Source organism: Streptomyces sp. NPDC052114 (genome assembly GCF_040680155.1).
Lineage (GTDB): Bacteria > Actinomycetota > Actinomycetes > Streptomycetales > Streptomycetaceae > Streptomyces.
The window spans coordinates 171,100-192,352 of record NZ_JBFAWC010000013.1 but is presented as its reverse complement, the minus strand read 5'-3'; the positions used below and the strand labels follow the sequence as shown (position 1 = coordinate 192,352).

At 72.4% G+C, this 21,253-nt stretch carries 25 protein-coding genes; 8 read left to right on the top strand and 17 right to left on the bottom strand.

All coding sequences use genetic code 11. From position 1 onward, the window contains the following. Positions 1–105: 105 nt before the first annotated feature. The gene (locus tag AB0L89_RS27835; RefSeq protein ID WP_365146354.1) at positions 106–474 is read left to right on the top strand and encodes a YbjQ family protein; all 369 of its coding nucleotides are present in this window, start codon (positions 106–108) and stop codon (positions 472–474) included. Positions 475–491: 17 nt separating this feature from the next. On the opposite strand, the gene AB0L89_RS27830 is transcribed toward AB0L89_RS27835, so the two are convergent. The 8 genes from AB0L89_RS27830 to AB0L89_RS27795 all read right to left on the bottom strand — a co-directional run bounded on the left by AB0L89_RS27830 (position 492) and on the right by AB0L89_RS27795 (position 7,296). Further along, positions 492–638 carry a hypothetical protein gene (locus AB0L89_RS27830; protein WP_365146351.1) on the bottom strand — a complete coding sequence of 49 codons (147 nt, stop codon included), beginning with the start codon at positions 636–638 and terminating at the stop codon, positions 492–494. Between the two features lie 54 nt (positions 639–692). Beyond that, entirely contained in the window at positions 693–1,481 is a 789-nt protein-coding gene (locus tag AB0L89_RS27825) for a MerR family transcriptional regulator (RefSeq protein WP_365146348.1), read from the bottom strand. 98 nt (positions 1,482–1,579) lie between these two features. After that, the gene (locus tag AB0L89_RS27820; protein WP_365146580.1) at positions 1,580–2,329 is read right to left on the bottom strand and encodes an ABC transporter permease; all 750 of its coding nucleotides are present in this window, start codon (positions 2,327–2,329) and stop codon (positions 1,580–1,582) included. Between the two features lie 38 nt (positions 2,330–2,367). Then, positions 2,368–3,339: an ATP-binding cassette domain-containing protein gene (locus AB0L89_RS27815; RefSeq protein ID WP_365146577.1), complete on the bottom strand. Its 972-nt coding sequence runs from the start codon at positions 3,337–3,339 to the stop codon at positions 2,368–2,370. Positions 3,340–3,504: 165 nt separating this feature from the next. After that, positions 3,505–4,146: a PadR family transcriptional regulator gene (locus tag AB0L89_RS27810; RefSeq protein ID WP_365146345.1), complete on the bottom strand. Its 642-nt coding sequence runs from the start codon at positions 4,144–4,146 to the stop codon at positions 3,505–3,507. A 48-nt stretch (positions 4,147–4,194) separates the two neighbouring features. Continuing rightward, a complete protein-coding gene (locus AB0L89_RS27805; RefSeq protein ID WP_365146342.1) occupies positions 4,195–4,746 on the bottom strand; it encodes a DinB family protein in 552 nt (183 codons plus the stop codon). 150 nt (positions 4,747–4,896) lie between these two features. Next, positions 4,897–6,354, bottom strand: coding sequence for an aldehyde dehydrogenase family protein (locus AB0L89_RS27800; protein WP_365146339.1), 1,458 nt, complete (start codon positions 6,352–6,354; stop codon positions 4,897–4,899). Between the two features lie 78 nt (positions 6,355–6,432). Then, positions 6,433–7,296, bottom strand: a complete 864-nt coding sequence (locus AB0L89_RS27795; RefSeq protein ID WP_365146336.1) for a helix-turn-helix transcriptional regulator — start codon at positions 7,294–7,296, stop codon at positions 6,433–6,435. 312 nt (positions 7,297–7,608) lie between these two features. On the opposite strand from AB0L89_RS27795, the gene AB0L89_RS27790 reads away from it, so the two are divergent. Continuing rightward, positions 7,609–8,097 carry an ATP-binding protein gene (locus tag AB0L89_RS27790; RefSeq protein WP_365146333.1) on the top strand — a complete coding sequence of 163 codons (489 nt, stop codon included), beginning with the start codon at positions 7,609–7,611 and terminating at the stop codon, positions 8,095–8,097. A 91-nt stretch (positions 8,098–8,188) separates the two neighbouring features. Here AB0L89_RS27790 and AB0L89_RS27785 read toward each other — a convergent pair whose 3' ends face one another. The 4 genes from AB0L89_RS27785 to rpmG form a co-directional block, all read right to left on the bottom strand. Next, positions 8,189–8,428 carry a DUF397 domain-containing protein gene (locus AB0L89_RS27785; protein ID WP_223775964.1) on the bottom strand — a complete coding sequence of 80 codons (240 nt, stop codon included), beginning with the start codon at positions 8,426–8,428 and terminating at the stop codon, positions 8,189–8,191. Positions 8,429–8,701: 273 nt separating this feature from the next. After that, positions 8,702–9,853, bottom strand: coding sequence for a GTP-binding protein (locus AB0L89_RS27780; protein WP_365146329.1), 1,152 nt, complete (start codon positions 9,851–9,853; stop codon positions 8,702–8,704). Next, complete coding sequence (locus tag AB0L89_RS27775; protein WP_365146326.1) at positions 9,850–10,098, bottom strand: type B 50S ribosomal protein L31; 249 nt, start codon at positions 10,096–10,098, stop codon at positions 9,850–9,852. Before AB0L89_RS27775 ends, AB0L89_RS27780 begins: the two co-directional genes overlap by 4 nt. Before the next feature lie 5 nt (positions 10,099–10,103). Beyond that, the gene (gene rpmG / locus AB0L89_RS27770; protein ID WP_033321692.1) at positions 10,104–10,268 is read right to left on the bottom strand and encodes a 50S ribosomal protein L33; all 165 of its coding nucleotides are present in this window, start codon (positions 10,266–10,268) and stop codon (positions 10,104–10,106) included. 70 nt (positions 10,269–10,338) lie between these two features. Here rpmG and rpmB point away from each other — a divergent pair, with 70 nt between their 5' ends. From rpmB to AB0L89_RS27755, 3 genes are all read left to right on the top strand, one after another. Next, positions 10,339–10,575, top strand: a complete 237-nt coding sequence (gene rpmB, locus AB0L89_RS27765) for a 50S ribosomal protein L28 (protein ID WP_365146322.1) — start codon at positions 10,339–10,341, stop codon at positions 10,573–10,575. A gap of 10 nt (positions 10,576–10,585) precedes the next feature. After that, positions 10,586–10,891 (top strand): 30S ribosomal protein S14, encoded by a 306-nt coding sequence (gene rpsN / locus AB0L89_RS27760; RefSeq protein ID WP_365146319.1) that lies wholly within the window; start codon positions 10,586–10,588, stop codon positions 10,889–10,891. 63 nt (positions 10,892–10,954) lie between these two features. Further along, entirely contained in the window at positions 10,955–11,485 is a 531-nt protein-coding gene (locus AB0L89_RS27755; protein ID WP_365146316.1) for a hypothetical protein, read from the top strand. A 198-nt stretch (positions 11,486–11,683) separates the two neighbouring features. Here AB0L89_RS27755 and AB0L89_RS27750 read toward each other — a convergent pair whose 3' ends face one another. The 5 genes from AB0L89_RS27750 to AB0L89_RS27730 all read right to left on the bottom strand — a co-directional run bounded on the left by AB0L89_RS27750 (position 11,684) and on the right by AB0L89_RS27730 (position 18,130). Then, on the bottom strand, positions 11,684–13,888 hold the full coding sequence (locus AB0L89_RS27750) for an FUSC family protein (protein ID WP_365146313.1): 2,205 nt from the start codon (positions 13,886–13,888) through the stop codon (positions 11,684–11,686). Between the two features lie 471 nt (positions 13,889–14,359). Further along, positions 14,360–15,580 (bottom strand): ABC transporter permease, encoded by a 1,221-nt coding sequence (locus AB0L89_RS27745; RefSeq protein WP_365146310.1) that lies wholly within the window; start codon positions 15,578–15,580, stop codon positions 14,360–14,362. Positions 15,581–15,612: 32 nt separating this feature from the next. Beyond that, a complete protein-coding gene (locus AB0L89_RS27740) occupies positions 15,613–16,341 on the bottom strand; it encodes an ABC transporter ATP-binding protein (protein WP_365146307.1) in 729 nt (242 codons plus the stop codon). Positions 16,342–16,376: 35 nt separating this feature from the next. Continuing rightward, positions 16,377–17,453 carry a peptidoglycan-binding protein gene (locus AB0L89_RS27735; RefSeq protein ID WP_365146304.1) on the bottom strand — a complete coding sequence of 359 codons (1,077 nt, stop codon included), beginning with the start codon at positions 17,451–17,453 and terminating at the stop codon, positions 16,377–16,379. After that, positions 17,453–18,130 (bottom strand): hypothetical protein, encoded by a 678-nt coding sequence (locus tag AB0L89_RS27730; protein WP_365146301.1) that lies wholly within the window; start codon positions 18,128–18,130, stop codon positions 17,453–17,455. The genes AB0L89_RS27735 and AB0L89_RS27730 overlap by 1 nt, the downstream gene beginning before the upstream one ends. 133 nt (positions 18,131–18,263) lie before the next feature. On the opposite strand from AB0L89_RS27730, the gene AB0L89_RS27725 reads away from it, so the two are divergent. From AB0L89_RS27725 to AB0L89_RS27715, 3 genes are all read left to right on the top strand, one after another. Continuing rightward, complete coding sequence (locus AB0L89_RS27725; RefSeq protein ID WP_365146298.1) at positions 18,264–18,992, top strand: response regulator transcription factor; 729 nt, start codon at positions 18,264–18,266, stop codon at positions 18,990–18,992. A 266-nt stretch (positions 18,993–19,258) separates the two neighbouring features. Then, entirely contained in the window at positions 19,259–20,731 is a 1,473-nt protein-coding gene (locus AB0L89_RS27720; RefSeq protein ID WP_365146295.1) for a HAMP domain-containing sensor histidine kinase, read from the top strand. Beyond that, positions 20,728–21,237 (top strand): hypothetical protein, encoded by a 510-nt coding sequence (locus tag AB0L89_RS27715; RefSeq protein WP_365146292.1) that lies wholly within the window; start codon positions 20,728–20,730, stop codon positions 21,235–21,237. The genes AB0L89_RS27720 and AB0L89_RS27715 overlap by 4 nt, the downstream gene beginning before the upstream one ends. The last annotated feature ends 16 nt before the right edge of the window (positions 21,238–21,253 follow it).

Genomic DNA, 21,253 nt, shown 5'->3' with positions numbered 1-21,253 from the left:
TTATCAACGCGAGGTACCCCGGGCAGGTTCCACCTTGCCCCTCACCGGGCACACCGCGCTCTTCCCAGGGTGCACTCCTCGCCAACCAGGACAAAGCTGTGGGGCATGGGTATCGAAGATTTCGGCGGTGGCCTCAATCCTGGGTCCGACGTCCTCGTCGTGACCACCAACGATGTGCCCGGGTTCCGTGTGACCCGGGTGATCGGTGAGGTCTTCGGCCTGACCGTCCGTTCCCGGCACCTCGGCAGCCAGATCGGCGCGGGCCTGAAGTCCATGATCGGCGGCGAGCTGAAGGGTCTGACCAAGACGCTCGTGGAGACCAGGAACCAGGCCATGGAGCGCCTCATCGAGCAGGCACGCGCGCGTGGCGCCAACGCCGTCCTGATGTTCCGCTTCGACGTGACCGAGGCGCTGGACGGGGCGGCGGAGGTGTGCGCGTACGGGACGGCGGCCGTGATCGAGCAGCAGCAGTAGCCCGCCGCGCGGCCCGCCTACTTCTTCCCGCGCAGCCTGCCGATCAGCCGCTTGGCCTCGGCCCGGCGCCTGGGGTCGGACGACGCGCGGCGGGCCTCACGGACGGCCCGCTTCCCCTCGGAGCTGCGGGCGAACCGCTTGACGCGGGAGAACAGCTTGGACATGACGCCTCCTGAAGCCGGTGCGTACCCGCAGTGTCGGCCCGCCGCCCCGTCCTGTCACGAGGCGGCGTCCTCCTCGGCGCTCCCCCGGCCGCCGCGCGCCGCGTTCGCCAGGATCGCGTCCCGCATGTAGACCGCGAGCCCCGGCCGGATGGCCTCGTAGAACGCCGTGAACCGCGCGTCCGCGACGTACATCTCGCCGAGGCACGTGTGCATCTCGTGCCCGCACGTGTAGTGGTGGCGCGAGATGAACAGACGGTGCTCCTCGGCGCCGTCCATCGCCTCCACGGAGTCGGCGGCCAGCCCCCGGTCGAGCAGGTCGCCCATGTGGGCGTGGACCGCGGTGAACTCGTCGTTGATCCGCTTCCAGTCGTCCTTCGTGTACGCGGCGGCCTTGCGCTGCGACTCGCGATACGCCTCGGTGTCGCCCCAGCGCTCCTGGACCTCGTCCGCGTACTGGTCGGGGTCGTGGTCTCCGAAGACCTCGAACTTCTCCTCGGGCGTGAGGTTGATGCCCATTCTTCTCGCCTCCATGGCGGTCTCGACGGCGGCGGCCATCTCCTGGAGCTTCTCGATCCGGGAGGTCAGCAGCTCGTGCTGCCGGCGCAGGTGGTCCCGCGGGTCCGTGTCCGGGTCGTCCAGGAGGGCCGCCACCTCGTCGAGGGGGAAGCCGAGCTCCCGGTAGAACAGGATCTGCTGCAACCGGTCCAGGTCGCCGTCGCTGTAGCGCCGGTGACCCGCGTGGCTGCGCCCACCGGGCACGAGCAGACCGATCTCGTCGTAGTGGTGCAGCGTGCGCACCGTCACTCCGGCGAAACCGGCGACCTGTCCCACGGAGTAGCCCATGGCTTCCGCCCTCTCTTCTCTGTACGCGGTTCAGCCTGCGTCCTCACGTCACGTGAGGTGCAAGCCCGCACGCCCGAGGACCGCGCCGGGCGCCGCCGTCACCCGCTCAGCGCCCTGAACCTCCGCACCGCCCACGGCAGGAATACCCCCACCAGCGCCACGGGCCACAGCACCGCCAGGAGCCCCGCGTGTTCCGCCGCCCAGGAGGTGCCCACCACCCCCGGGTCGTTGCCGAACAGGTCGCGCACCGCCGTGGCCGTCGCCGACATCGGGTTCCACTCGACGGCGGCGCCCAGCCAGTCCGGCATGTTCTGCGGCACCGTAAAGGCGTTGGAGAAGAAGCCGATGGGCCAGACCAGGATCTGCACGGCCGTGACCAGCTCCGGTCGGCCCACGACCATCGCCAGGTGGATGCCGATCCACAGCATCGCGAACCGCAGCAGCAGGAGCAGCCCGACCGCCCCGAGCGCCGCGCCGAACGAGCCGTGCCAGCGCCAGCCGATGGCGAGCCCGACCCCGATCATGACCAGGAGCGCGGCGAAGGACTGCAGCATGTCCGCGACCGAGCGCCCCACCAGGACGGCCCCGTCGGTCATCGGCATCGAGCGGAACCGGTCGATCACGCCCTTGTTCAGGTCCTCGGTGACCGCGACCATCGTCGCGTCCAGACCGAAGGCCATGGTCAGCGCGAACATGCCGGGCACCAGGAACTCGGCGTAGTCCCCCGCGATGCCCTTGCCGCCGCCGATCAGGTAGTTGAACATCAGCAGCAGCATCACCGGGAAGACGAGTCCGACGACCACCTGCACGGGCTGGCGCGCCCAGTGGGCCAGCTCGCGCCGCGTCATCGTCCAGGAATCCGTCACGGCCCAGCTCACCGGCGTACTCACACGGCCTCCTTCACACGGTCCGTACGATCCCCGGGCCCGCCCTCGTCCGTGCGTCCCGTCAGGCTCAGGAACACCTCGTCCAGCGTGGGCCTGCGCAGGGCCACGTCCTCGGCCTCGATGCCGGCGTCCTCCAGCGCCCGCACGACGGACGTGAGGGCCTCCATGCGGTCCGTCACCGGCGCGGACGCCAGGCGGCGGTCCCCGTCCACCACGGCGCCGTGCGGCAGCAGCGCGGCCGTGCGCGCCAGTTGGGACGCGTCGCGCACGACCACGTCGATCCGGTCGCCGCCCAGCCTCGCCTTGAGGTCGTCCGCCGTGCCGTCCGCGATGACGCGGCCTTGGTCGATCACCGAGATGCGGTCGGCCAGTTGGTCCGCCTCCTCCAGGTACTGCGTGGTCAGCAGTACGGTCGTGCCGCCGCCGACCAGCGAGCGCACCGAGTCCCACACCTCGGCGCGGCCCCGCGGGTCCAGGCCCGTGGTGGGCTCGTCCAGGAACAGCACCTCGGGCTCCGTGATGAGCGAGGCCGCGAGGTCGAGGCGGCGCCGCATGCCGCCGCTGTACCGCTTGACGGCCTTGCGGCCGGTGTCCGCGAGGCCGAACCGCTCCAGGAGCTCGTCGGCCCGCACGCGCGCGTGGCGGGCGCCCAGGTGATGGAGCCGCCCGAACATGTCCAGGTTCTGCCGGCCGCTCAACTCCTCGTCCAGCGCGGCGTGCTGGCCGAGCAGACCGATGCGCCCGCGCACCTCGTCGGGCCTGCGCCGCACGTCGTGCCCCGCGACCTCCACACGCCCCGCGTCGGGCCGCAGCAGGGTGGCGAGCACCCGTACGGCCGTGGTCTTGCCCGCGCCGTTGGGCCCGAGCACGCCGTGCACCGTGCCGCGGCCGACCCGCAGGTCGAGGCCGTCCAGCGCCCTCTTCTCCTTGTACGCCTTGCGCGCACCCTCGACGACGATCGCGTCCGTCATCCGGCTCCCCTCGCTGATCCCGTTGCCCGTCGTGATCATGTAGTCAAACTTGACTAGGCGGGCGAAGGTAATCGAGCCGAAGCCATTCGTCAAACTTGATTAGCGGTGGTTCGCCACAGACCCATCGGCGGTCCGGTGCGGATCCAGCGGCGGTCCGGCTCGGATCTAGCGGTGGTCCCCGGCGTGCGCCTCGCCCGTCGCGTAGGGGTTCTCCTCGCCCTCGGCGAGCACCCCGACGAACGGCTCGCCCTCGCCCGCGAAGGTGTAGGCGCCGCCCTCGATCCGCTCGATCAGCCCCTGCGCCCACTCCACGCCGCCGTCGGCCGTGTGCACCCAGTAGTTCATGATCTCGCCGATGTGGCCGAGCTGTCCGGGGCCGTCCTCGGGCGTGTAGTACTCCGTGACGCCCTTGCGCCACCCCTCGATCACGCGCACGCGCTCCCGGAGCAGCGAGAGCGCCTCCTCGCGCGGCAGCTCGACGATGAACCCCAGGGCCGCGGTGAGCATGTCGGGCCGCTGGTCGTACGTGACGAGGGCACCGCGGAGCATGCTCAGGAACTCCTCGGTGCCCTGGTCCGTGATCTCGTACTCCGTGCGCGGCGGCCCGCCCGCGGTGGACGGGGCGATCTCGTGCGCGTGCAGGAAACCCTGCTTGGCCAGCTGCTTCAGCGCGTGGTAGATCGAGCCCGGCTTGGCGTTGGACCACTCGTGGGCGCCCCAGTACTCCAGGTCGTTGCGGACCTGATAGCCGTGGGCGCGGCCGTGCTGGCGGACCGCGCCGAGAACCAGGAGCCGGATCGCCGACATTCACCGCACCTTTCGGGCCCGCGCACCCGCCGCCGGGCCGCACACTCATCAACTTTGACCAGGGTAGCCCTGCTCCTGCGCCACCAGCTCGAAGGCCGTCTTCCCGTCCAGGGACTCACGGACGATGTCCGCGTGGCCCGCGTGCCGCGCGATCTCCTCGACCAGGTGCAGCATCAGCCAGCGCATCGACACCGCGCCGTCCTTGGGGAACCACGGCGCCGGGGGCAGCGGGAAGGTGTCGTCGAGGCTCGGCACCGCGCGGATGAACTCCTCGGTCTCCCGGGCCACGCCGTCCCAGAAGGCGAGCATGTCGGCCACCGTCTCGCCCTCCACGAGGCGGAAGCTGTCGCCCCAGGTCTCCTGGGTGCGGGCCTTCTCGTTGGGCTTCTGCTGGGCCATGCGCAGCCAGTTCAGCTCCGTCTCCGCGACGTGCTTCACGAGGCCGCCCAGGGTCAGCTCGCTGGCGCTGGGGCGGGCGCTCGCCTGCTCGTCGCTCAGGCCGAGGACCGAGCGGCGCAGACCGCCGCGCTGGGCCTCCACGAAGGCGATGAGGGCGCCGCGCTCGTCGCCACGGGCTTCCGCGTTCACGTGCGTGACCATGATGTCCGCCTTTCCCGAGGGGAGTTGGTTCCGCCGGGCTTTCCTCCCGACACCACGAACGCTACGAGCCCTTGCGGTCAGGTTCTGTCCGCAAGGGCTCGCGACACGAAGGAAGGGGTGACACCGCGGACGCGGCGGCTCCGGGAACGCTCAGAACGGGAAGCGCGACCTGCCGTGCTGCACGGAGATCCACTTCTGGGTGGTGAAGGCGTCCACGGTCGCCTCGCCGTTCAGCCGCCCCACCCCGGAGCTCTTCTCGCCGCCGAACGGCACGATCGGCTCGTCGTGCACCGTGCCGTCGTTGACGTGGATCATGCCGGTCCGCACGCGCTTGGCGATGCGCACACCGCGCTCCACGTCCCCCGTGTGCACCGCGCCGCTCAGGCCGTACGGGGTGTCGTTCGCGATCCGCACCGCCTCGTCCTCGCCGTCGAAGGGCACCAGCAGCGCGACCGGGCCGAAGATCTCCTGACCGAGGACCGGGGAGCCCGCGGGCAGGTCCGTCAGGACCGAGGGGGCGACCAGGTTGCCGTCCGTCTGCCCGTGCAGGAGCGCCCTGGCGCCCGACGCGATCGCCTGCTCGACGACGGCCGAGACGGCGTCCGCCTGCGAGGAGCTGATGAGCGGGCCGATGTGCGTGGCGGGGTCGGCCGGGTCGCCCACCGTGAGCGAGTCGACCTTGGCGACGAACTTCTCGGTGAACTCCGCCGCCACGGAACGGTCCACGAGGATGCGGTTGGCGGCCATGCAGACCTGGCCCTGGTGCACGAAACGGCTGAAGACCGCCGCGTCCACGGCGTAGTCGATGTCGGCGTCGTCCAGGACGATCAGCGCGCTGTTGCCGCCCAGCTCCAGGACCGAGCGCTTGAAGTGCGAGGCGCAGACCGTGGCGACGTGGCGGCCCACGCGGTCCGAGCCGGTGAAGGAGATGACGCCCGGCACGGGGTGCTCGATGAAGGCGTCACCGATCTCGGCTATGTCCGTGATCACCACGTTCAGCAGGCCGGCCGGCAGGCCCGCCTCCTCGAAGATCCGGGCGAGCAGGCTGCCGCCGACCACCGGGGCGTTCTGGTGCGGCTTGAGGACCACGGCGTTGCCGAGGGCCAGGGCCGGGGCGACGGTCTTGATCGACAGCAGCAGCGGGAAGTTGAAGGGGCTGATGACGCCCACCACGCCGACCGGGACGCGGTAGAGGCGGTTCTCCTTGCCGTCCGCCGGCGAGGGCAGCACCCGCCCCTCGGGGCGCAGCGCCAGGTTGACCGACTCGCGCAGGAACTCCTTGGTGAGGTGGAGCTCGAAGGCCGCCTTGAGCCGGGTGCCGCCCAGCTCGGCGATGATCGCCTCGGTGATCTCCTCCTCGCGGTCCTCGACGATCCGCAGGGCCCGCTCGAACACCGCACGCCGGGCGTACGGGTTGGTCTCGGCCCACTCCTTCTGCGCGCGCTCGGCGGCGCGGTAGGCCTCGTCGACCTCGTCGGCGGTGGCGACGGTGATGGACGCCAGCTTCTCCCCGTCGTACGGATTGAAGTCGATGATGTCCCAGGAGCCCGATCCGGCCTTCCACTCACCGTCGATGTACTGGTGAGCCAGGTCAGTGAAGAAGGACATGAGACGGACCCCTTGCCGCGGCAGCAGACGGAAGCAAACGGAAGCTGACACCTGATCTCACGTCATAGTACTTATGTTTCAGGTGAGTTGGAGTAGACCACGCAGAAGATCCCGGCTGTCCGCCGGATCGGGGCTGTCCTTGTGGAGCTGGGCCACGACTCTCTCGTACTGGGCGACTTCCTCGGCCTTGTCGAGATAGAGCGCGCCGGTGAGCTGCTCCACGTACACGACGTCCGAGAGGTCGGACTCCGGGAAGCTCAGCATGGTGAACGCGCCGCTCTCGCCGGCGTGCCCGCCGAAGGTGAACGGCATCACCTGGAGCGTGACGTTCGGGCGCTCGGAGATCTCGATGAGGTGCTGGATCTGACCTCTCATCACATCCCGGTCGCCATAAGGGCGTCGGAGCGCCGCCTCGTCGAGGACGCAGTGGAAGCGGGGCGCGTGCTCGGAGGCGAGGAGCTTCTGACGCTCCAGGCGCAGCGCGACCCTCCGGTCGATCTCCGCCTTGCTCGCGCCCTTCATGCCGCGGGCGACCACCGCGTGGGCGTACGCCTCGGTCTGCAACAGACCGTTGACGAACTGGACTTCGTAGACGCGGATGAGCGAGGCCGCGCCCTCGAGACCGACATAGGTCTGGAACCAGCCGGGCAGCACGTCCGAGTAACTGTGCCACCAGCCGGTGAGGTTGGCCTCCTTGGCGAGCGAGAGGAGCGCGCCGCGCTCGGCCTCGTCCGTGACCCCGTACAGCGTCAGGAGGTCCTCGACGTCCCTGGACTTGAAGCTCACCCGTCCCAACTCCATGCGGCTGATCTTCGATTCGGAGGCGCGGATGGAGTATCCGGCCGCTTCGCGGGTGATGCCGCGGGATTCCCTGAGGCGCCGGAGCTGCGACCCCAGCAGGATGCGCCGTACCACCGAGCCGCTCGACTCCCCTGCGGTCACTTCGCTCAATCCTCCCCATCGACTGGAAGCCAGCAGTCTGCCATTAAACGCTTCAGGCCGTACTCGTTCGGTTACAGAAAGGGAAAGCCTCCGAAAGCTCTCCACAAGAAACCGTAGGAAGAAATGGGCAAGAAAGGGCACGGGAGCCACCAAGTCCGGCGCGTGCACGTGCATCTGCCCTTGCATCTGCCGTACGCATTCGGAACCATGGTCCACGCGCCACTGTTGTACCGACGCGTACCACCGCACCATCGGCGACCGACCGCGCCACCGCTCCATCGCTATGTACCGCGAAACCGGGGAGTGCCTCGCATGGGGACGAATGGATCGACCATGCTCGAGCCGTTAAGGCAGGGGCTTCCTCCGCTCGATCCCTCGGCGGTCTCCAGCTCGGCCTCCGTCGCCCTCCCCGCCCGCTACGAAGCGGTCGGCAGCGCGCGACAGTTCACCCGGAAGACGCTGGGCCAGTGGAACCTTGACGAGCGGTTCGACGACATCGCCCTGGTCGTCTCCGAACTGGTGACCAACGCGCTGCGGCACGCGCTGCCCGCGGACACCCCACGCGAACAGCAGGACCCGCCGGTGCGGCTGCACCTGATGTTCTGGGCCTCGCGTCTGGTGTGCGCGGTGCGCGACCCCAGCGACGAGAGCCCGGTCGCGCGCGAGACCGACGAGGACTTCGCGGCGGAGTCCGGCCGCGGGCTGTTCCTGGTGGATTCCTTCAGCGACAGCTGGGGCTGGCACCCGCTCGCGGGCACGCTGCGCGGCAAGGTGGTCTGGGCGCTGTTCCGCCTGGGCTAGCCGCCGATCGAGGGGCCTGGGCCGGCCACCGATGAGCCGCCCGGGTCAGCCACTGACGAGCCGCCGGGTCAGTCATTGATGAGCCGCCGGGCTAGCCACCGATGAGGTGGTCGAACTCCCCGTCCTTCATCCCCAGCAGCATCGCCTCTATCTCCGCGCGCGTATAGACGAGCGCGGGGCCGTCCGGGAAGCGCGAGTTGCGCACGGCGACGTCGCCGCCCGGCAGCTTCGCGAACTCCACGCACGAGCCCTGCGAGTTGCTGTGCCTGCTCTTCTGCCAGACGACCCCGTGAAGCTCCGTGGCCGCCATGCCGTTAAACGCGTGGTGCACAGATCGCTCCCCGGTGGTGCAGTGCCGTTAGAGGCTCTAGATGCAGTGGTCAACTGTCCCGGATCATAGCTGTGTTCACATGCCGATGCATGGGCAGATGCACGTGCACGCGGGGTGTTCCCTTGGTTACAGGTCTGTCAGTACGTCCAGTTCGCCGTCCGGGCCGAAATCCGCAGTGCTCTAGAAAAGGACGCGCACCGCGCTGTTTATGTTCCGTCAAAGTGCCGGAAAAAAACGGGCGCGGTGCGCTAAAGGGGGAGCGAAGGGCTCCGTTCAGCAGACCTCCAGGAGGGTGTCGAAGGCGGAGGGCAGGTGTTTCCAGGCGTCGCGCCCGGCGGCGTACTCCTCGTCCGTCAACAGACAGGACTCCAGCACCCGTTCCAGCGCGTCGCGGTCCAGGCCCGGCGAGGTGAACACCAGGTGATTGCAGCGGTCGCCGTGTTCCGGGTGCCAGTCGAGGGCGGCGGCCGCGCGGCGCACCGGCGGGACCATCTCCCACGCGGCGTCCGGCAGCGAGGCCAGCCACGGCCCGGCGCCCTCGACACCGAGCGCGCCGCCCGCCGCGTCCCAGCCGAGCAGCGTGTCCGGGTGGTCGGCCAGCCAGAACCGGCCCCGGCTGCGGACGGCCGCGCAGGTCAGATCCTCCAGGGCGTCGTAAAGACGCCCCGGGTGGAAGGGCCGCTCCCGGTGCCACACGAAGGTGGCGACACCGCACGCGTCGGCCTCGGCCGGGAGCAGCGCGCAGGCCGGATGCTGCGCCGCGGCGGCGGCCTCGACGTCGAAGCCGGCGCGCGCGGCGACCGCCAGGCCGGGGTGGCCGACCGGGACCTGGCGCGCCGTCGGGTGGAGCTGGGCGAGCAGGGCGCGGTCCTCGTCGTCGGCCTCGGCCGAGTCCACGACGGCGAGCACGGGGGCGTACTCCAGCTGGCGCGCCCAGGTGTCGGCGACCGTGCGCCGGTCGGTGGGGGCGGCGGCGAGCCCCGCGTCCATGAGGTCGTCGCCGTTGCCGAGGCAGGGCAGGAGCAGGGCGGGGTCGACGGCGGTGACGACACCGCCGAGCCGGATGCCCTCGCCGCCGTGCGCGGCGATGACCTCCGCCATCGCCTTGGGCTCGACCGAGTCCCACAGTTCCACGACCGCGAGCCGGGTCAGGCCCGCGTCCGCGAGGCGGCGCAGTTCGGGCACCAGGTCCTCGCGGAGCGCGCAGCAGGCGCAGTCGTCGACCAGCGGGGCGTCGCCGGTGGAGAGCACCTCGGCGGCGTCGCGCACGGTGCGCACGACGGTGCCCCGCACGGCGGTCGACAGATCGTGATGGAGGGCCACGCTGTCGGGGACGGCGGCGAGGATCCCGTCGACGGCCGCCCTACGGGCGGCCGCGTGGAGGCCGCCGACGATCACGACGTCCAGCGCGGCCCGCTCGCTCATCGGCGCTTCCCGAAGCGGCGCTCGAAGCGCTCGACGCGGCCCGCGGTGTCCATCACGCGCGCGGTGCCCGTGTAGAAGGGGTGGCTCGCGGACGAGACCTCGACGTCGATGACGGGGTACGTACGGCCGTCCTCCCACTCGACCGTCCTGGCACTGGTCGCGGTGGAGCGGGTGAGGAAGGCGAAGCCGGCGGCCTTGTCGCGGAAGACGACGGGGCCGTACGGCGGGTGGATGTCCTTGCGCATGGCGGTCAGCGCTCCTCTCGGAAGTCGACGTGGCGGCCCACGACGGGGTCGTACTTGCGCAGCGTGAGGCGGTCGGGGTCGTTGCGGCGGTTCTTGCGGGTCACGTACGTGAACCCGGTGCCGGCCGTGGACCGGAGCTTGATGACGGGGCGGAGTTCGTTGCGGGCCATGGGGCTAGTATATGAAAATGACTCCCGTTTTCAATAGAGGGTGTCCCCCAGCGATCGAGAGGTGCGTCACTTGTCCGCCCACTGCCAGCTGACCGGCGCGAAGCCCGGCTTCGGCAACCACATCTCCCACTCCCACCGGCGGACCTCCCGCCGCTTCGACCCCAATGTCCAGCGCAAGCGGTACTGGCTGCCGAGCGAGGGGCGGTACGTGCGGCTGCGGCTCAGCGCGAAGGGGATCAGGACGGTCGACGCCATCGGGGTCGAGGCGGCCGTCGCCAGGATCCGCGCCCGCGGCGCGAAGGTCTGAGGGAGTCACCATGGCCAAGAAGAGCAAGATCGCGAAGAACGAGAAGCGGCGCCTGATCGTCGCGCGGTACGCGGCGCGGCGCGCCGTACTGAAGGAGATCATCCGCAGGACCGGCAGCAGTGACGCCGAACGGCTCGCCGCCCAGCGGGAGTTGGCGCGCCAGCCGCGGGACGCCAGCGCGACGCGGGTGCGGAACCGCGACAGCGTCGACGGACGTCCGCGCGGATACGTGGGGGCCTTCGGGTTGTCGAGGGTGCGGTTGCGTGAGCAAGCGCACGCCGGATACCTGCCGGGGGTGCGCAAGTCCTCCTGGTAGCTTGGCGCGCGATTTGGCCGGGGGACGACCTCGGCAACGCCAGTCTTTCTAGGGGGATTTCACGTGCGTACGAACGTCCGCAGTGTCCGTCGTGTGCGGGTCGGTGCCGCCGTGGTGGGGCTCGCCGCGGCGCTTGCCCTGACCGGGTGCGGCAGCGACGGGGACGGTGGCGGTGGCGGCGGCAAGAAGGACCGCGGGTCCGCCTCCGGGGGGTCCGACACGTCGGACGACGGCGGTTCGACCGGCGGCTCGACCGGTGGCTCGGACTCCGGATCCAAGGGCGGCAGCCTGGAAGGCACATGGATCGCCACCGCCGACGGCAAGCCGCTCGCCCTCGCCGTGACGGGCAAGACGGCCACGCTCCTCGGCGAGGACGTGCTGTGCAACGGCACCGCGGGCGAGGAGATGGGCTCGCAGATGATCAACCTCAAATGCCCCAAGGGGAGTTCGGACCGCACGATGGGGATGGTCAAGTCCGTGAACGGCAAGTCAATGAAGGTCGCCTGGGAGGGCACCGGCACGGACGAGTTCCTCAAGACGGAGGGCGGCAAGCTGCCGGAGGGGCTGCCGACGGCGGGACTGCCGCAGTCCTGAGGCACTTCCGACGGCGGGGCTGCCGCAGTCCTGAGGCCGGGGGCCTCCGGGCTCTTCGGCTCTGCGGGGCTTCGGCTCTGCCGGATTTTGGCTCTGCGGGGCTTCGGCTCTGCCGGGGTTTGGCTCTGCGGCTCTGCGGGGCTTCGGCCCTGTGGCTCTGCCGGGCTTCGGCTCTTCGGCTCTGCCGGGCTTCGTGCGTCAGCGGGCCGCGGGACCTTCTTGGTTCCGCGGCCCGTTCGCGTCCGCGGTCTTCGTGGACGAGCCGTCGACCAGCATCGGCGGCGGTGTCGTGTCCAGGGCGTCGGAGAGCTCGTCGAGGGTCTCCACGAGCAGGCCCGCTCCCCTGCGGACCACCCGGTCCGGGACGCCCTCGCCGTCCCACGCGTCCAGGGCCTCCCGGACCGCGTCCCACCTCGGGACGCGGCGCTCCCGCACCGCCTTCGCGCCCTGCTCGGTCGACGTGCGCAGCGCATCGGCGAGGCGGGCCGCCGCGGGCACGGGGGTCGCGTCGCGGTCCGGGAGGTGGGCCTCCATCAGCATCGCGACGCGGCCCAGTTGGGCCAGTGCCTCCTCCGCGTCGGCGGCCGCGGCGCGGGACAGGCCGCGGTGGCGCACCGGTTCGTGCTTGGCCCGGCCCAGCGCCTCCTGCCAGGCGACGCGGGCGTCGCGGGCGGCGAGCAGGGCCTCGCGCACGTCGGGGCAGGCCTTGCCGGCGGGGTGGGCGTAGTGGTCGACGACCGCGGCGGCGTAACGCCCGTCCGCCGCGAGCCAGTCGGCGAGGCGGGTGCGCAGGCGCGGGGTCTCCCACGCCGGGTAGAGGGCGTACGCGATCATCGCGAGTACGCCGCCGAGCAGGGTCAGGACCACCCGCTCCGGGACGGTCTGCGTCCACTGCTGGCCGCCCATGCCGAGCAGGAACACGACGTACGCGGCCACGCAGGCCTGCGCCGCCACCTGGCCCGTGCGCATCAGCAGGTACATCATCCCGGCGCAGAGCACCGCGAGCGCGGCGGACAGGCCCGTGCCGGGGTCGGCGAGCTGGACCAGGCCCGTGGCGAGCGCGACACCGACGAGGGTGCCGCCGAAGCGGGCCACCGCGCGTGAGTACGTCTGGGAGAAGTCCGGGCGCATCACCATGACGGAGGCCATGGGGGCCCAGTATCCGTGGCCGAGCGGGAGCCAGTGCCCCAGGAGGTAGCCCGCGGCGGCCACCGACGTGACGCGGATCGCGTGCCGGGCGACCGGCGACTCGTGGCGCAGCTCGGCCCGCATGGCGCGCAGGGTGCCGGGGACGAGGGCCGGGAGGGTGGGGCGCAGGAGGGGGATCGGCTGGGTGTCGGAGTGGGTTTTGGGGTGGGTCCTGATGTGCTTCTCGGGGGCGGGGGCAGGGTCGGGTGAGGGGGGCGGGTCCGGGCGGCTCTGGGTGCCCGCCGTTTCCAGTACGTCCCTCAGGAGCGCGCCGAGACGGGTGGCCGCCCGGTACGCCGGACCCGTGAGGATCGCGCCGGTGTCCGGGGTCCTGAGGGTCGCCACGGCCGCCGGGGGGACCTCGACCGGTTCGCCGTGGCGGATCGCCCGCGCCGCCGCGTCGAGCACCGCGCCCGCCGCGCCGAGGATCTCGCGCACCCTGTCGCGCTCCCTGCCCTCGGGCGGGACGCCCACCGCCGGGTCGGCGAGGGAGGCGAGCACCGGGCGGATGCGTTCGGCGAGGCCGCGGGCGCCGTGGAGTTCGGCGGGGCGGGTGCGGGCCTGGCGCGGGGTGATCCGCGCCGCGTCGCGCGCGGCCATCAGGGGCTCGGGGTCGAAGGGGGCCACGGGGTCGTGGCGGAGCCTGCGGGCGTAGTCGGCCTCGGCCGCGAGGGCGTCGGCCAGGGCGTCCCGGTGGGCGCCCCATCTGCGGACCGGGAAGAGGATCACCAGGGCGGCCTGGACGCAGCCGCCGACGATCATCATCGCGGCGTGGCCCGCGGCGGCGGCCACCGAGGTGGGGAGGGTGACCGTCACCAGCATGATCGCGACGTTGGACGACGCGATGATGCCGACGGTCGGGCCCGCGGCCCAGCTCAGGCCCGCCAGGAAGGTCCACAGGCAGAGAAGGGCGAGGAAGAGGAGCAGGTGGGAGCCGGTGAGGTAGCCGAGGAACGTGGAGACGGCGAGGCTAGTGCCGGAGGCCAGGGCGAGTTCCGGGCGGGGGCGCCAGCTGCGCTGGAACGTGGCGATGGCGGCCTGGAAGGCGCCGAACGCCGAGCTGGCGGCGACGGCCGGGCCGAAGAGGTTGAGGCTGACGCCGATGATGATCGCGAGGCCCGCGGCGCCGCGCAGGGCGATGAGGGGTTCGAGCCGCTTCCGCTCGACGCTCAGGCCCGAGCGAGCCGTCTCTTTCAGCGCTCGGAGCCAGGTCACTCTGTGATGATACGGGGCATATCGGACGGGGTGAGGGGTGGGGGCGGGCGAGTGCGGGGCAGACGTGAGGGGCCGGTGCGGGGCGGGTGCCGGGCGGGCGGGGCGGGTGCCGGGCGGACGCGCCGGGCCGATGCGGGGCCGATGCCAGGCGGATGGACCGGGCCGATGCGGGGCCGATGCCAGGCGGATGTGCGCGGCCGGTGCGAGGCCGGTGCCCGGCGGGCGTGCCGGGCCGGTGCCCGGCGGGCGTGCGGGGGCGGTGTCGGGACTCTTCGGGTGCGGACGCCTCGGGTGCGCGGCAGGGCGGGGCCGCGGCGGTATGTCCGTCCTCGCCATCCCTGCGCCCCGCCACCCGGACAAAGACGCCGGCCCCCGCTCGGTGCTCCGGGCGGACATACCGCCACGTCCCCTCCGGTCTCGCTCGCGGCCGCGGCCCGGTGGGCGGTCGCGGTGCGGGTGCCGGACCGGAGGTCACATCGAACTCAACGCCACCGTCGGATGCAGGCGGGACGCCCTGATCGCCGGGTAGAGGCCCGCCGCGACGCCGATCAGGAGCGTCGCCGCGAAGCCCGCCGTCAGGGACCAGGGCGGGACCACCGGGGTCCAGCCCTGGGCCAGGGCGAATCCGTACGTCGCCGCCGCGCCGAGCACCGCGCCCGCCGCGCCGCCCAGGGCCGACAGGAGCAGGGACTCCGTCAGGAACTGGAGCCGGATCGCGTTCCTCGTCGCGCCGAGGGCGCGGCGCAGGCCGATCTCCGCGCGGCGCTCCAGGACCGAGATCACCATCGTGTTCGCCACCCCCACGCCGCCCACCAGGAGCGCGACCGCGCCGAGGCCGAGCATCAGGGTCGTCAGGCCCTTGTCCGTCGCCGCCTTCGCGGCCAGCGCGTCCGAGGGCCGGGAGACCTTCACCGAGTCCGGGTCGGCGGGGTTGGCCGTGCGGGCCAGGACCTCGCGCACGTCCTCGACCGTCGCGTCCGGCGAACGTTCGAAGACGGTGGACGGATGGCCGTCGAAGCGGAAGAGGCGTTCGGCCGCCGGGAAGCCGACCAGCGCCACGCGGTCCAGGTTCGGGACCAGTTCGACCGGGTCGAGGATGCCGACGACGACCACGTACGTGTCGTTCATCATGATCTTCTCGCCGGGGGACGTGACGCCCAGGCGGTCCGCCGCGACGGATCCGAGGACCGTGACGGGGAGCCTTTCGTTGGCCCTGTTCAGCCAGGTCCCCTCGCGGACGCGGGCGTTGAGGGTCCGCAGGAGGTCCGGGCGGGCCGCCTGCGTGGTCACTCCGGCGGTGCGCTCCTCGGGCACCACGTCGCTGCGCCGGACCCGGGCGTCGACGTCCGCCGTCGCCGTGGCGTACTGGACCGGGCCGATGCGTTCCACCATCGCCACCGCCGACTTGGGCAGCGGCGCCGCGTTGCCCGCCACGTCCTTGCCCGCCTCGGCGGTCAGGAGATTCGTGCCGAGCCGGTCGAGCTTCGCCATCAGGTCCGACTTGCTGGACTGCGAGAGGCCGACGACCGCGACCATCGTGGCGATGCCGATCGCGATGCCGAGGGCGGAGAGGACCACCCGGGTGCGGCGGGCACGCAGGCCGACCGCGCCGACCCGGAGGACGTCGGGGGCGGACAGCCGTGAGGGTCTGAGGGATCTCCCTCCTATGGATCTCCCTCCTATGGTTCTCATCCCCTTCATGGTTCTCATCCGCCTCATGGTTCTCATCCGCGACCCGCTTCCGGGACGGCCGAGTCGGCGACGATCTCGCCGTCGCGGAAACGGACGCGACGCGGGAGCGCGTCGGCGATGTCGTTGTCGTGCGTGATCACGCAGATCGTCGTGCCGGTGCCGTTCAGCTCGTGCAGCATCTCCAGGACGATCTCGCCGGACGCCGAGTCCAGCGCGCCCGTCGGCTCGTCCGCGAGGAGGAGCGAGGGCGCGCCGACGAGGGCGCGGGCGATCGCCACCCGCTGCTTCTCGCCGCCGGAGAGCCGGTCGGGGGTGTGGTCGAGGCGGTGGCCGAGGCGGACGCGTTCCAGGGCCGTGCGGGCGCGGGCCCGGCGCTCCTTGCGGGGCACGCCCGCGTACAGGAGTCCGTCCGCCACGTTGTCGACCGCGTCGCGGCCCGCCGCCAGGTGGAAGTGCTGGAAGACGAAGCCGATGTGGCGGGCACGGAGTGCGGAGAGGCTGTTGTCGGAGAGCGCGCCGATGTCGTGTCCCGCGACGCGGACCGTGCCGGACGTGGGCCGGTCGAGCGTGCCGATGACGTTGAGCATCGTCGACTTCCCGGACCCCGACGGCCCGACGATCGCGAGGAGTTCACCCGCGCGCACGGTGAGGCCGACCCCGCGGAGGGCGTGCACCCCGCCGGCGTAGAGCTTGGTCACGTCGTGGAGTTCGACGACGGGGGTGGTGGGGCGAGCGGTCTCCCCGGGTGCGGGAACCTGCACGGGCGAAGGTACGGGTACGGGTACATGGTCCGCGGTCATTCGCTCGCCACCCCCACCTTCGTGCCCTCCTTGATGTCCACGCCGCTGACCTCGATCTTTCCGTCGGCCGTCATGCCCGTCTCGACCCGCACCATGCGGGTCGTCGTGCCCCGCACGATCTGGAGGCCGTAGCCGCCGCTCTCGCCCCGCAGGGCGACCACCGCCTCGACCGGGACCGCGAGGACCCCCTTGCGGGACTCGCTGACGAACCGCACGCTCGCCGTCGCCCTGGCGTCCTCGCCCGACGCCGCCGACCTGCCCGCGTCCAGGGTCACTTCGACGGTGATGGCGTCGTTCCTGCCGCCGGCCTCGGCCCCGTCCCGGCTCTCCGGGTCCACCGTGCCGGTGACCCGGCCCGGCTCCGTCCTGCCGCTGGGCAGCGTGACCTCGACCTTCGTGCCCTTCGCGGTCAGCGACGCGTCGGCCTGGTCGAGTTCGGCGCGTACGACGGGTTTCGTCGAGGCGACCGTGAGGACGGCCGCGTCCGGGCCGACCCGGTCCGCGAGCGCCGCGTCCGCCCTGGCGACCTTGACCCGCTCGGGCTGGAAGACCACGTCCCCCATGCCGACCCGGCCCGTCGGCGTGCGGTTGAGGGACTTCTGCCACCGCTTGACGGCGGCCTCCGTCGCCTTGTCGTAGCGCGGGTCGACGTACAGACCGCCGCCGTGGCCGAGCGCGACGAGATTGCGCTCCAGTTGCAGGACGTCGCTGCCGCGGTCCCCCGGCTTCATCTCGCGGAAGGCGGGCACGGGGCCGTACAGCAGCGTCACCGGCTTGTCGTCCCGTTCATAGAGCGCCTGGCCGCGGGCGACGGTGGCGCCCTGCCGCGCGGCGACCGTGACCGTGCCCTCGACCGGCGACGTCACCGGGCGGCGCCCCGCGAAGTCGATCCTCCCGTCGACCGTCGTGGACTGCACGAGGTCCGTGCGGACGACGGTGGCGGTGGCGGGCGGGGCGTCGCCGTCGCGGCCCTCGGCGCCCGCGTCGCCGCCGCCGAGGGCGAGCGCCGCGGCACCCGCGGCCGCGGCGGCCACCACGGCGGCGCCCGCCACGATTCCCGTACGGCGTCTCATCACTGCATCCCGTCCAGGCCTTCGAGCAGCTTGTCCGCGCAGGCCTCGCGGGCTTCCTTGTACGCGGGCGAGTCGCGGTCGAACGTCGGGGCGGCCGGGTTCGGCTCGCCGCCGGGGATGACGTTGCCGCCGGACATCGTGGGGTTGGTGAACTTCGAGACGCCGTTGTCCCGCATGCACTTGGCGTGCGCGAGCATCGACTCGAAGTCCTTCTGCTCGTCGCGCTCGGGTTCCAGGTTCATCGCCCTGCGCAGTTCGGGGGCGCAGACGCCGTCCTTGCCGCCCTTCTGCTCCTCGCCGCTGCCGTTCGGGTCGGTGATCGCGTCGATCTTGGGCCAGTCGAGATAGCCGCTCAGCTTCGGGTCGGGGAAGTCCTTCACGCCGCCCTTGGTGCGCATGCACTGGACGTACTTCATCTGGGCGTCGAAGAACGCGCTCTTGCCCTGGGCCGCCTTTTCCCCTTCTCCCTCCTTGCCGCCCTTTCCCTTGCCGGTCGAGGAGCCATCGGCCGTCGGGGTGTCCGGGACCGACGCGACCCCCTCGTCCTTGGCTCCCCCGCCGTCGCCCCCGCAGGCGACGGCGAACGCGAGGACGGGTGCGGCGGCGAGTACGGCCAGCCGGGTGCGGGTGTACGTACCTGTGCGGGGGGCCGGCTTCGTGCCGGTGCGGTTGCTCATGGCCTCACCGAACCGCCCCCATGTGGTGGCCGGTCCATGGCCGCATGATGAGAACGTAACAATGCGCCGGTTCCGTTCCTTCCCCCCGCTCACCGGCCCTGAACTGGGCAAACCCTCGCCCATAATCGGCGGCATGCCCCGAGTCCCCCATGTGCTGCTGATCGAGGACGACGCGTCCGTGCGCGACGGCATGGAGCTGGTGCTGCGCCGCCACGGGTACGCCGTCGACACCGCCGCCACCGGCGAGGACGCCCTCGCCCTGCTGGCCAGGCCCGCCGGCCGGGGCGTCGAACTCGCCGTGCTCGACCTGATGCTGCCCGGCATGGACGGCTTCGAGGTCTGCCGCCGGATCCGCGCCACCGGGTCGACGATCCCCGTCGTCATGCTGACCGCGCGCGGCGACGACAGCGACATCGTGCGGGGCCTGGAGGCGGGCGCCGACGACTACGTGGTCAAACCCGTGACCGCGCCCGTCCTGGAGGCGCGGATCAAGGCGGCGCTGCGGCGGGCCGAGCCGGTGCGGCGGCGGCCCGGCGAGGACACGTACGCGCAGCTCGTCATCGACCGTGCGGGCCTCACCGTCACCAAGCGCGGCACGCCCGTCCCCCTGCCGCCCACCGAACTGCGGGTGCTGCTCGAACTCTCCGCGTCACCGGGCCAGGTGTTCAGCCGCGAACAGCTGCTGCGCTCGGTCTGGGAGCACGACTTCCTCGGGGACTCACGGCTGGTGGACGCGGCGGTGGGACGGCTGCGCGCCAAGATCGAGGACGTCCCCGCCAAGCCGGTGTTCGTCCAGACCGTGCGGGGCTTCGGGTATCGGTTCGGGCCGGTCGGGCAGGTCGGGCAGGTCGGGCCGGTATGAGGCGGGGCGGACGCGCGCGGGGCGCGGGGTCGGGGGCGGATGGCGCCGGGGCCGGGCCGGGTGGTGTCGGCTCCGGGTCGGGTGGCGCCGGGGCCGGGGCGGGTGCCGACGGATCCGGGGTGGGTGACGCCGGAGCCGGGCCGGGCAGTGTCGGCTCCGGGCCGAGTGACGCCGGAGCCGGGGCGGGTCCCGACGGATCCGGGCCGGGCGGTGTCGGCTCCGGGCCGGGTGGCGCCGGGGCCGGGGCGGGTGCCGACGGATCCGGAGTGAGTGGCGCCGACTCCGGGTCGGGGGCGGTGCGGTGGCGTGGGGTCCGGTGGACTTGGGGTGGGCTGCGGGTGCGGCTCGTCGTCGCCTTCGTCCTCGTCGCGCTGGTCAGCGCGGTGACGGCCACCGGGCTCGCCTACCGCGAGTCGCGCGACGCCGTCCTGGAGCGCAAACAGGACGCCGTGCGGACCGAGTTCAAGAACCGCGTCGACCAGGCCGCGCCCGACCTCTCCGTGCCGCCCGACGAGGTCTCCCTCACCCGCTTCGCGGTCGGCGTCGCCGACGGGCTCGGGGACTCCGTCGTCGTCGCCGGGTACCGCTCGCTGACCGCGTCCTCCGACGCCTCCGCCGACCGCTCTCTGATCTCCGCCTCGCTGCGCGACGCCGTACGCGAGCGGAACCGCATGAGCTTCCAGCGCATCGACCGGGACGGCGCCCCCTATCTGGTCGTGGGCACGCCCGTCACCTTCGAGTCCGGGCCGCCGTCCGGGCTCGACGTCTTCGCCGTCACCTCGCTGCGCGCCGAGCAGGACGACACGGCGGCGATCCTCGGCGCCGCGCGCGACGGCCTGCTGCCCGTCGTGCTGCTCGCCGTCGTCCTCGCGCTGCTGGCCGCGCGCACGGTGCTGCGGCCCGTCCGGGAGCTGGGGCGCGCCACGCGGCGGCACGCCGCCGGCGACCTCTCCTCACGCGTCGGCGTACCCAAGGGACGGGACGAACTCGCCGACCTCGCGCGGGACTTCAACGAGACCGCGGACGCGCTGGAGTCGTCCGTCGCCGAGCTGCGCGAACAGGAGGCCAGGGCACGGCGGTTCGTCGCCGACGTCTCGCACGAGCTGCGGACGCCGCTGGCCGCGATGACGATGGTCGCCACCGTGCTCGACGAGGACGCCGGGCAACTGCCGCCGGACGCGGCGCGGGCCGCCCGTACGGTCAGCGCGGAGACGGCGCGGCTCGCGCGGCTCGTCGACGACCTGATGGAGATGTCCCGCTTCGACTCGGGCGCCGCCCGGCTCAACCCCGGCGAGGTCGACCTCGCGGACACCGTGCGGAACACGCTCGCGCTGCGCGGGTGGACCTCGCGGGTCGAGGCGCGGCTCCCGTCGGGGGCGCGCGCCGTGCTCGACGCGCGCCGCGTCGACGTGGCGGTCGCCAACCTCGTCGGCAACGCGCTGCGGCACGGGGCCGAACCGGTGACGGTGACGGTGGAGGCAGCGGGCGACTGGGTCACCGTCGAGGTCGCCGACCGCGGTCCCGGCCTCGCGCCCGAGGTCCTCCCCCACGTCTTCGACCGCTTCTACAAGGCGGACAGCGCGCGCACCCGCTCGGAGGGCAGCGGCCTCGGCACGGCCATCGCCCTGGAGAACGCGCGGCTGCACGGCGGCACGATCGAGGTGGCCAACAGGGCGGACGGCGGGGCGGTGTTCACGTTGCGGGTGCCGTGGCGGCGGGGCGAGGGAGACGTACGGTGATTCTTGTACGCAGGGCACTGGGGCTGGCCCTGGCCGCGCTGTCCCTCGCGGCGTGCGGGGTGCGGCCCACCGGGGTGGTGGACGCGGGCGAGGCGGCGAGCGGGCTCACCAAGGGGCTGCGGATCTACTTCGTGTCGGAGGCGGGGCGGCTGGAAGGGGTGTCCCGGACCGTCGAGATCTCCGAACCGGCGGCCGTCATCAAGCTGTTGATGTCGGGGCCCACGGAGGCGGAGCAGCGGGCCGGGCTCACCACCCGGGTCGAGAGCGGGCGGTTCGACGTCACCGGCGGGGGTGGCCGGCTCTCGGTACGCGTACCGGACATGGCGCTCGACCCCTCCTCCCTCAGCGACCGCAACTTCACCGGCCAGCTGGTCTGCAGCCTGGCGCGGGCCAGTGCCGTCCTCGACAGGAGCGGGCGTACGCGGCCGGACGACGTGCGGGTGACGGTGGTGCCGTCCGGCGGCAGGGAGTCGGGCCCCTACGTCTGCTCGGACTTCTTGAAGTAGGAACCCCGCCCGCACG

What these genes read in the sequence shown, in the direction of transcription:
- AB0L89_RS27835 (WP_365146354.1), top strand. Translation starts at nt 106, where the DNA reads ATGGGTATCGAAGATTTCGGCGGTGGCCTCAATCCTGGGTCCGACGTC.
- AB0L89_RS27830 (WP_365146351.1), bottom strand. Translation starts at nt 638, where the DNA reads ATGTCCAAGCTGTTCTCCCGCGTCAAGCGGTTCGCCCGCAGCTCCGAG.
- AB0L89_RS27825 (WP_365146348.1), bottom strand. Translation starts at nt 1,481, where the DNA reads ATGGGCTACTCCGTGGGACAGGTCGCCGGTTTCGCCGGAGTGACGGTG.
- AB0L89_RS27820 (WP_365146580.1), bottom strand. Translation starts at nt 2,329, where the DNA reads ATGACGCGGCGCGAGCTGGCCCACTGGGCGCGCCAGCCCGTGCAGGTG.
- AB0L89_RS27815 (WP_365146577.1), bottom strand. Translation starts at nt 3,339, where the DNA reads ATGACGGACGCGATCGTCGTCGAGGGTGCGCGCAAGGCGTACAAGGAG.
- AB0L89_RS27810 (WP_365146345.1), bottom strand. Translation starts at nt 4,146, where the DNA reads ATGTCGGCGATCCGGCTCCTGGTTCTCGGCGCGGTCCGCCAGCACGGC.
- AB0L89_RS27805 (WP_365146342.1), bottom strand. Translation starts at nt 4,746, where the DNA reads ATGGTCACGCACGTGAACGCGGAAGCCCGTGGCGACGAGCGCGGCGCC.
- AB0L89_RS27800 (WP_365146339.1), bottom strand. Translation starts at nt 6,354, where the DNA reads ATGTCCTTCTTCACTGACCTGGCTCACCAGTACATCGACGGTGAGTGG.
- AB0L89_RS27790 (WP_365146333.1), top strand. Translation starts at nt 7,609, where the DNA reads ATGGGGACGAATGGATCGACCATGCTCGAGCCGTTAAGGCAGGGGCTT.
- AB0L89_RS27780 (WP_365146329.1), bottom strand. Translation starts at nt 9,853, where the DNA reads ATGAGCGAGCGGGCCGCGCTGGACGTCGTGATCGTCGGCGGCCTCCAC.
- AB0L89_RS27775 (WP_365146326.1), bottom strand. Translation starts at nt 10,098, where the DNA reads ATGCGCAAGGACATCCACCCGCCGTACGGCCCCGTCGTCTTCCGCGAC.
- rpmG (WP_033321692.1), bottom strand. Translation starts at nt 10,268, where the DNA reads ATGGCCCGCAACGAACTCCGCCCCGTCATCAAGCTCCGGTCCACGGCC.
- rpsN (WP_365146319.1), top strand. Translation starts at nt 10,586, where the DNA reads ATGGCCAAGAAGAGCAAGATCGCGAAGAACGAGAAGCGGCGCCTGATC.
- AB0L89_RS27745 (WP_365146310.1), bottom strand. Translation starts at nt 15,580, where the DNA reads ATGAGAACCATAGGAGGGAGATCCATAGGAGGGAGATCCCTCAGACCC.
- AB0L89_RS27735 (WP_365146304.1), bottom strand. Translation starts at nt 17,453, where the DNA reads ATGAGACGCCGTACGGGAATCGTGGCGGGCGCCGCCGTGGTGGCCGCC.
- AB0L89_RS27730 (WP_365146301.1), bottom strand. Translation starts at nt 18,130, where the DNA reads ATGAGCAACCGCACCGGCACGAAGCCGGCCCCCCGCACAGGTACGTAC.
- AB0L89_RS27725 (WP_365146298.1), top strand. Translation starts at nt 18,264, where the DNA reads ATGCCCCGAGTCCCCCATGTGCTGCTGATCGAGGACGACGCGTCCGTG.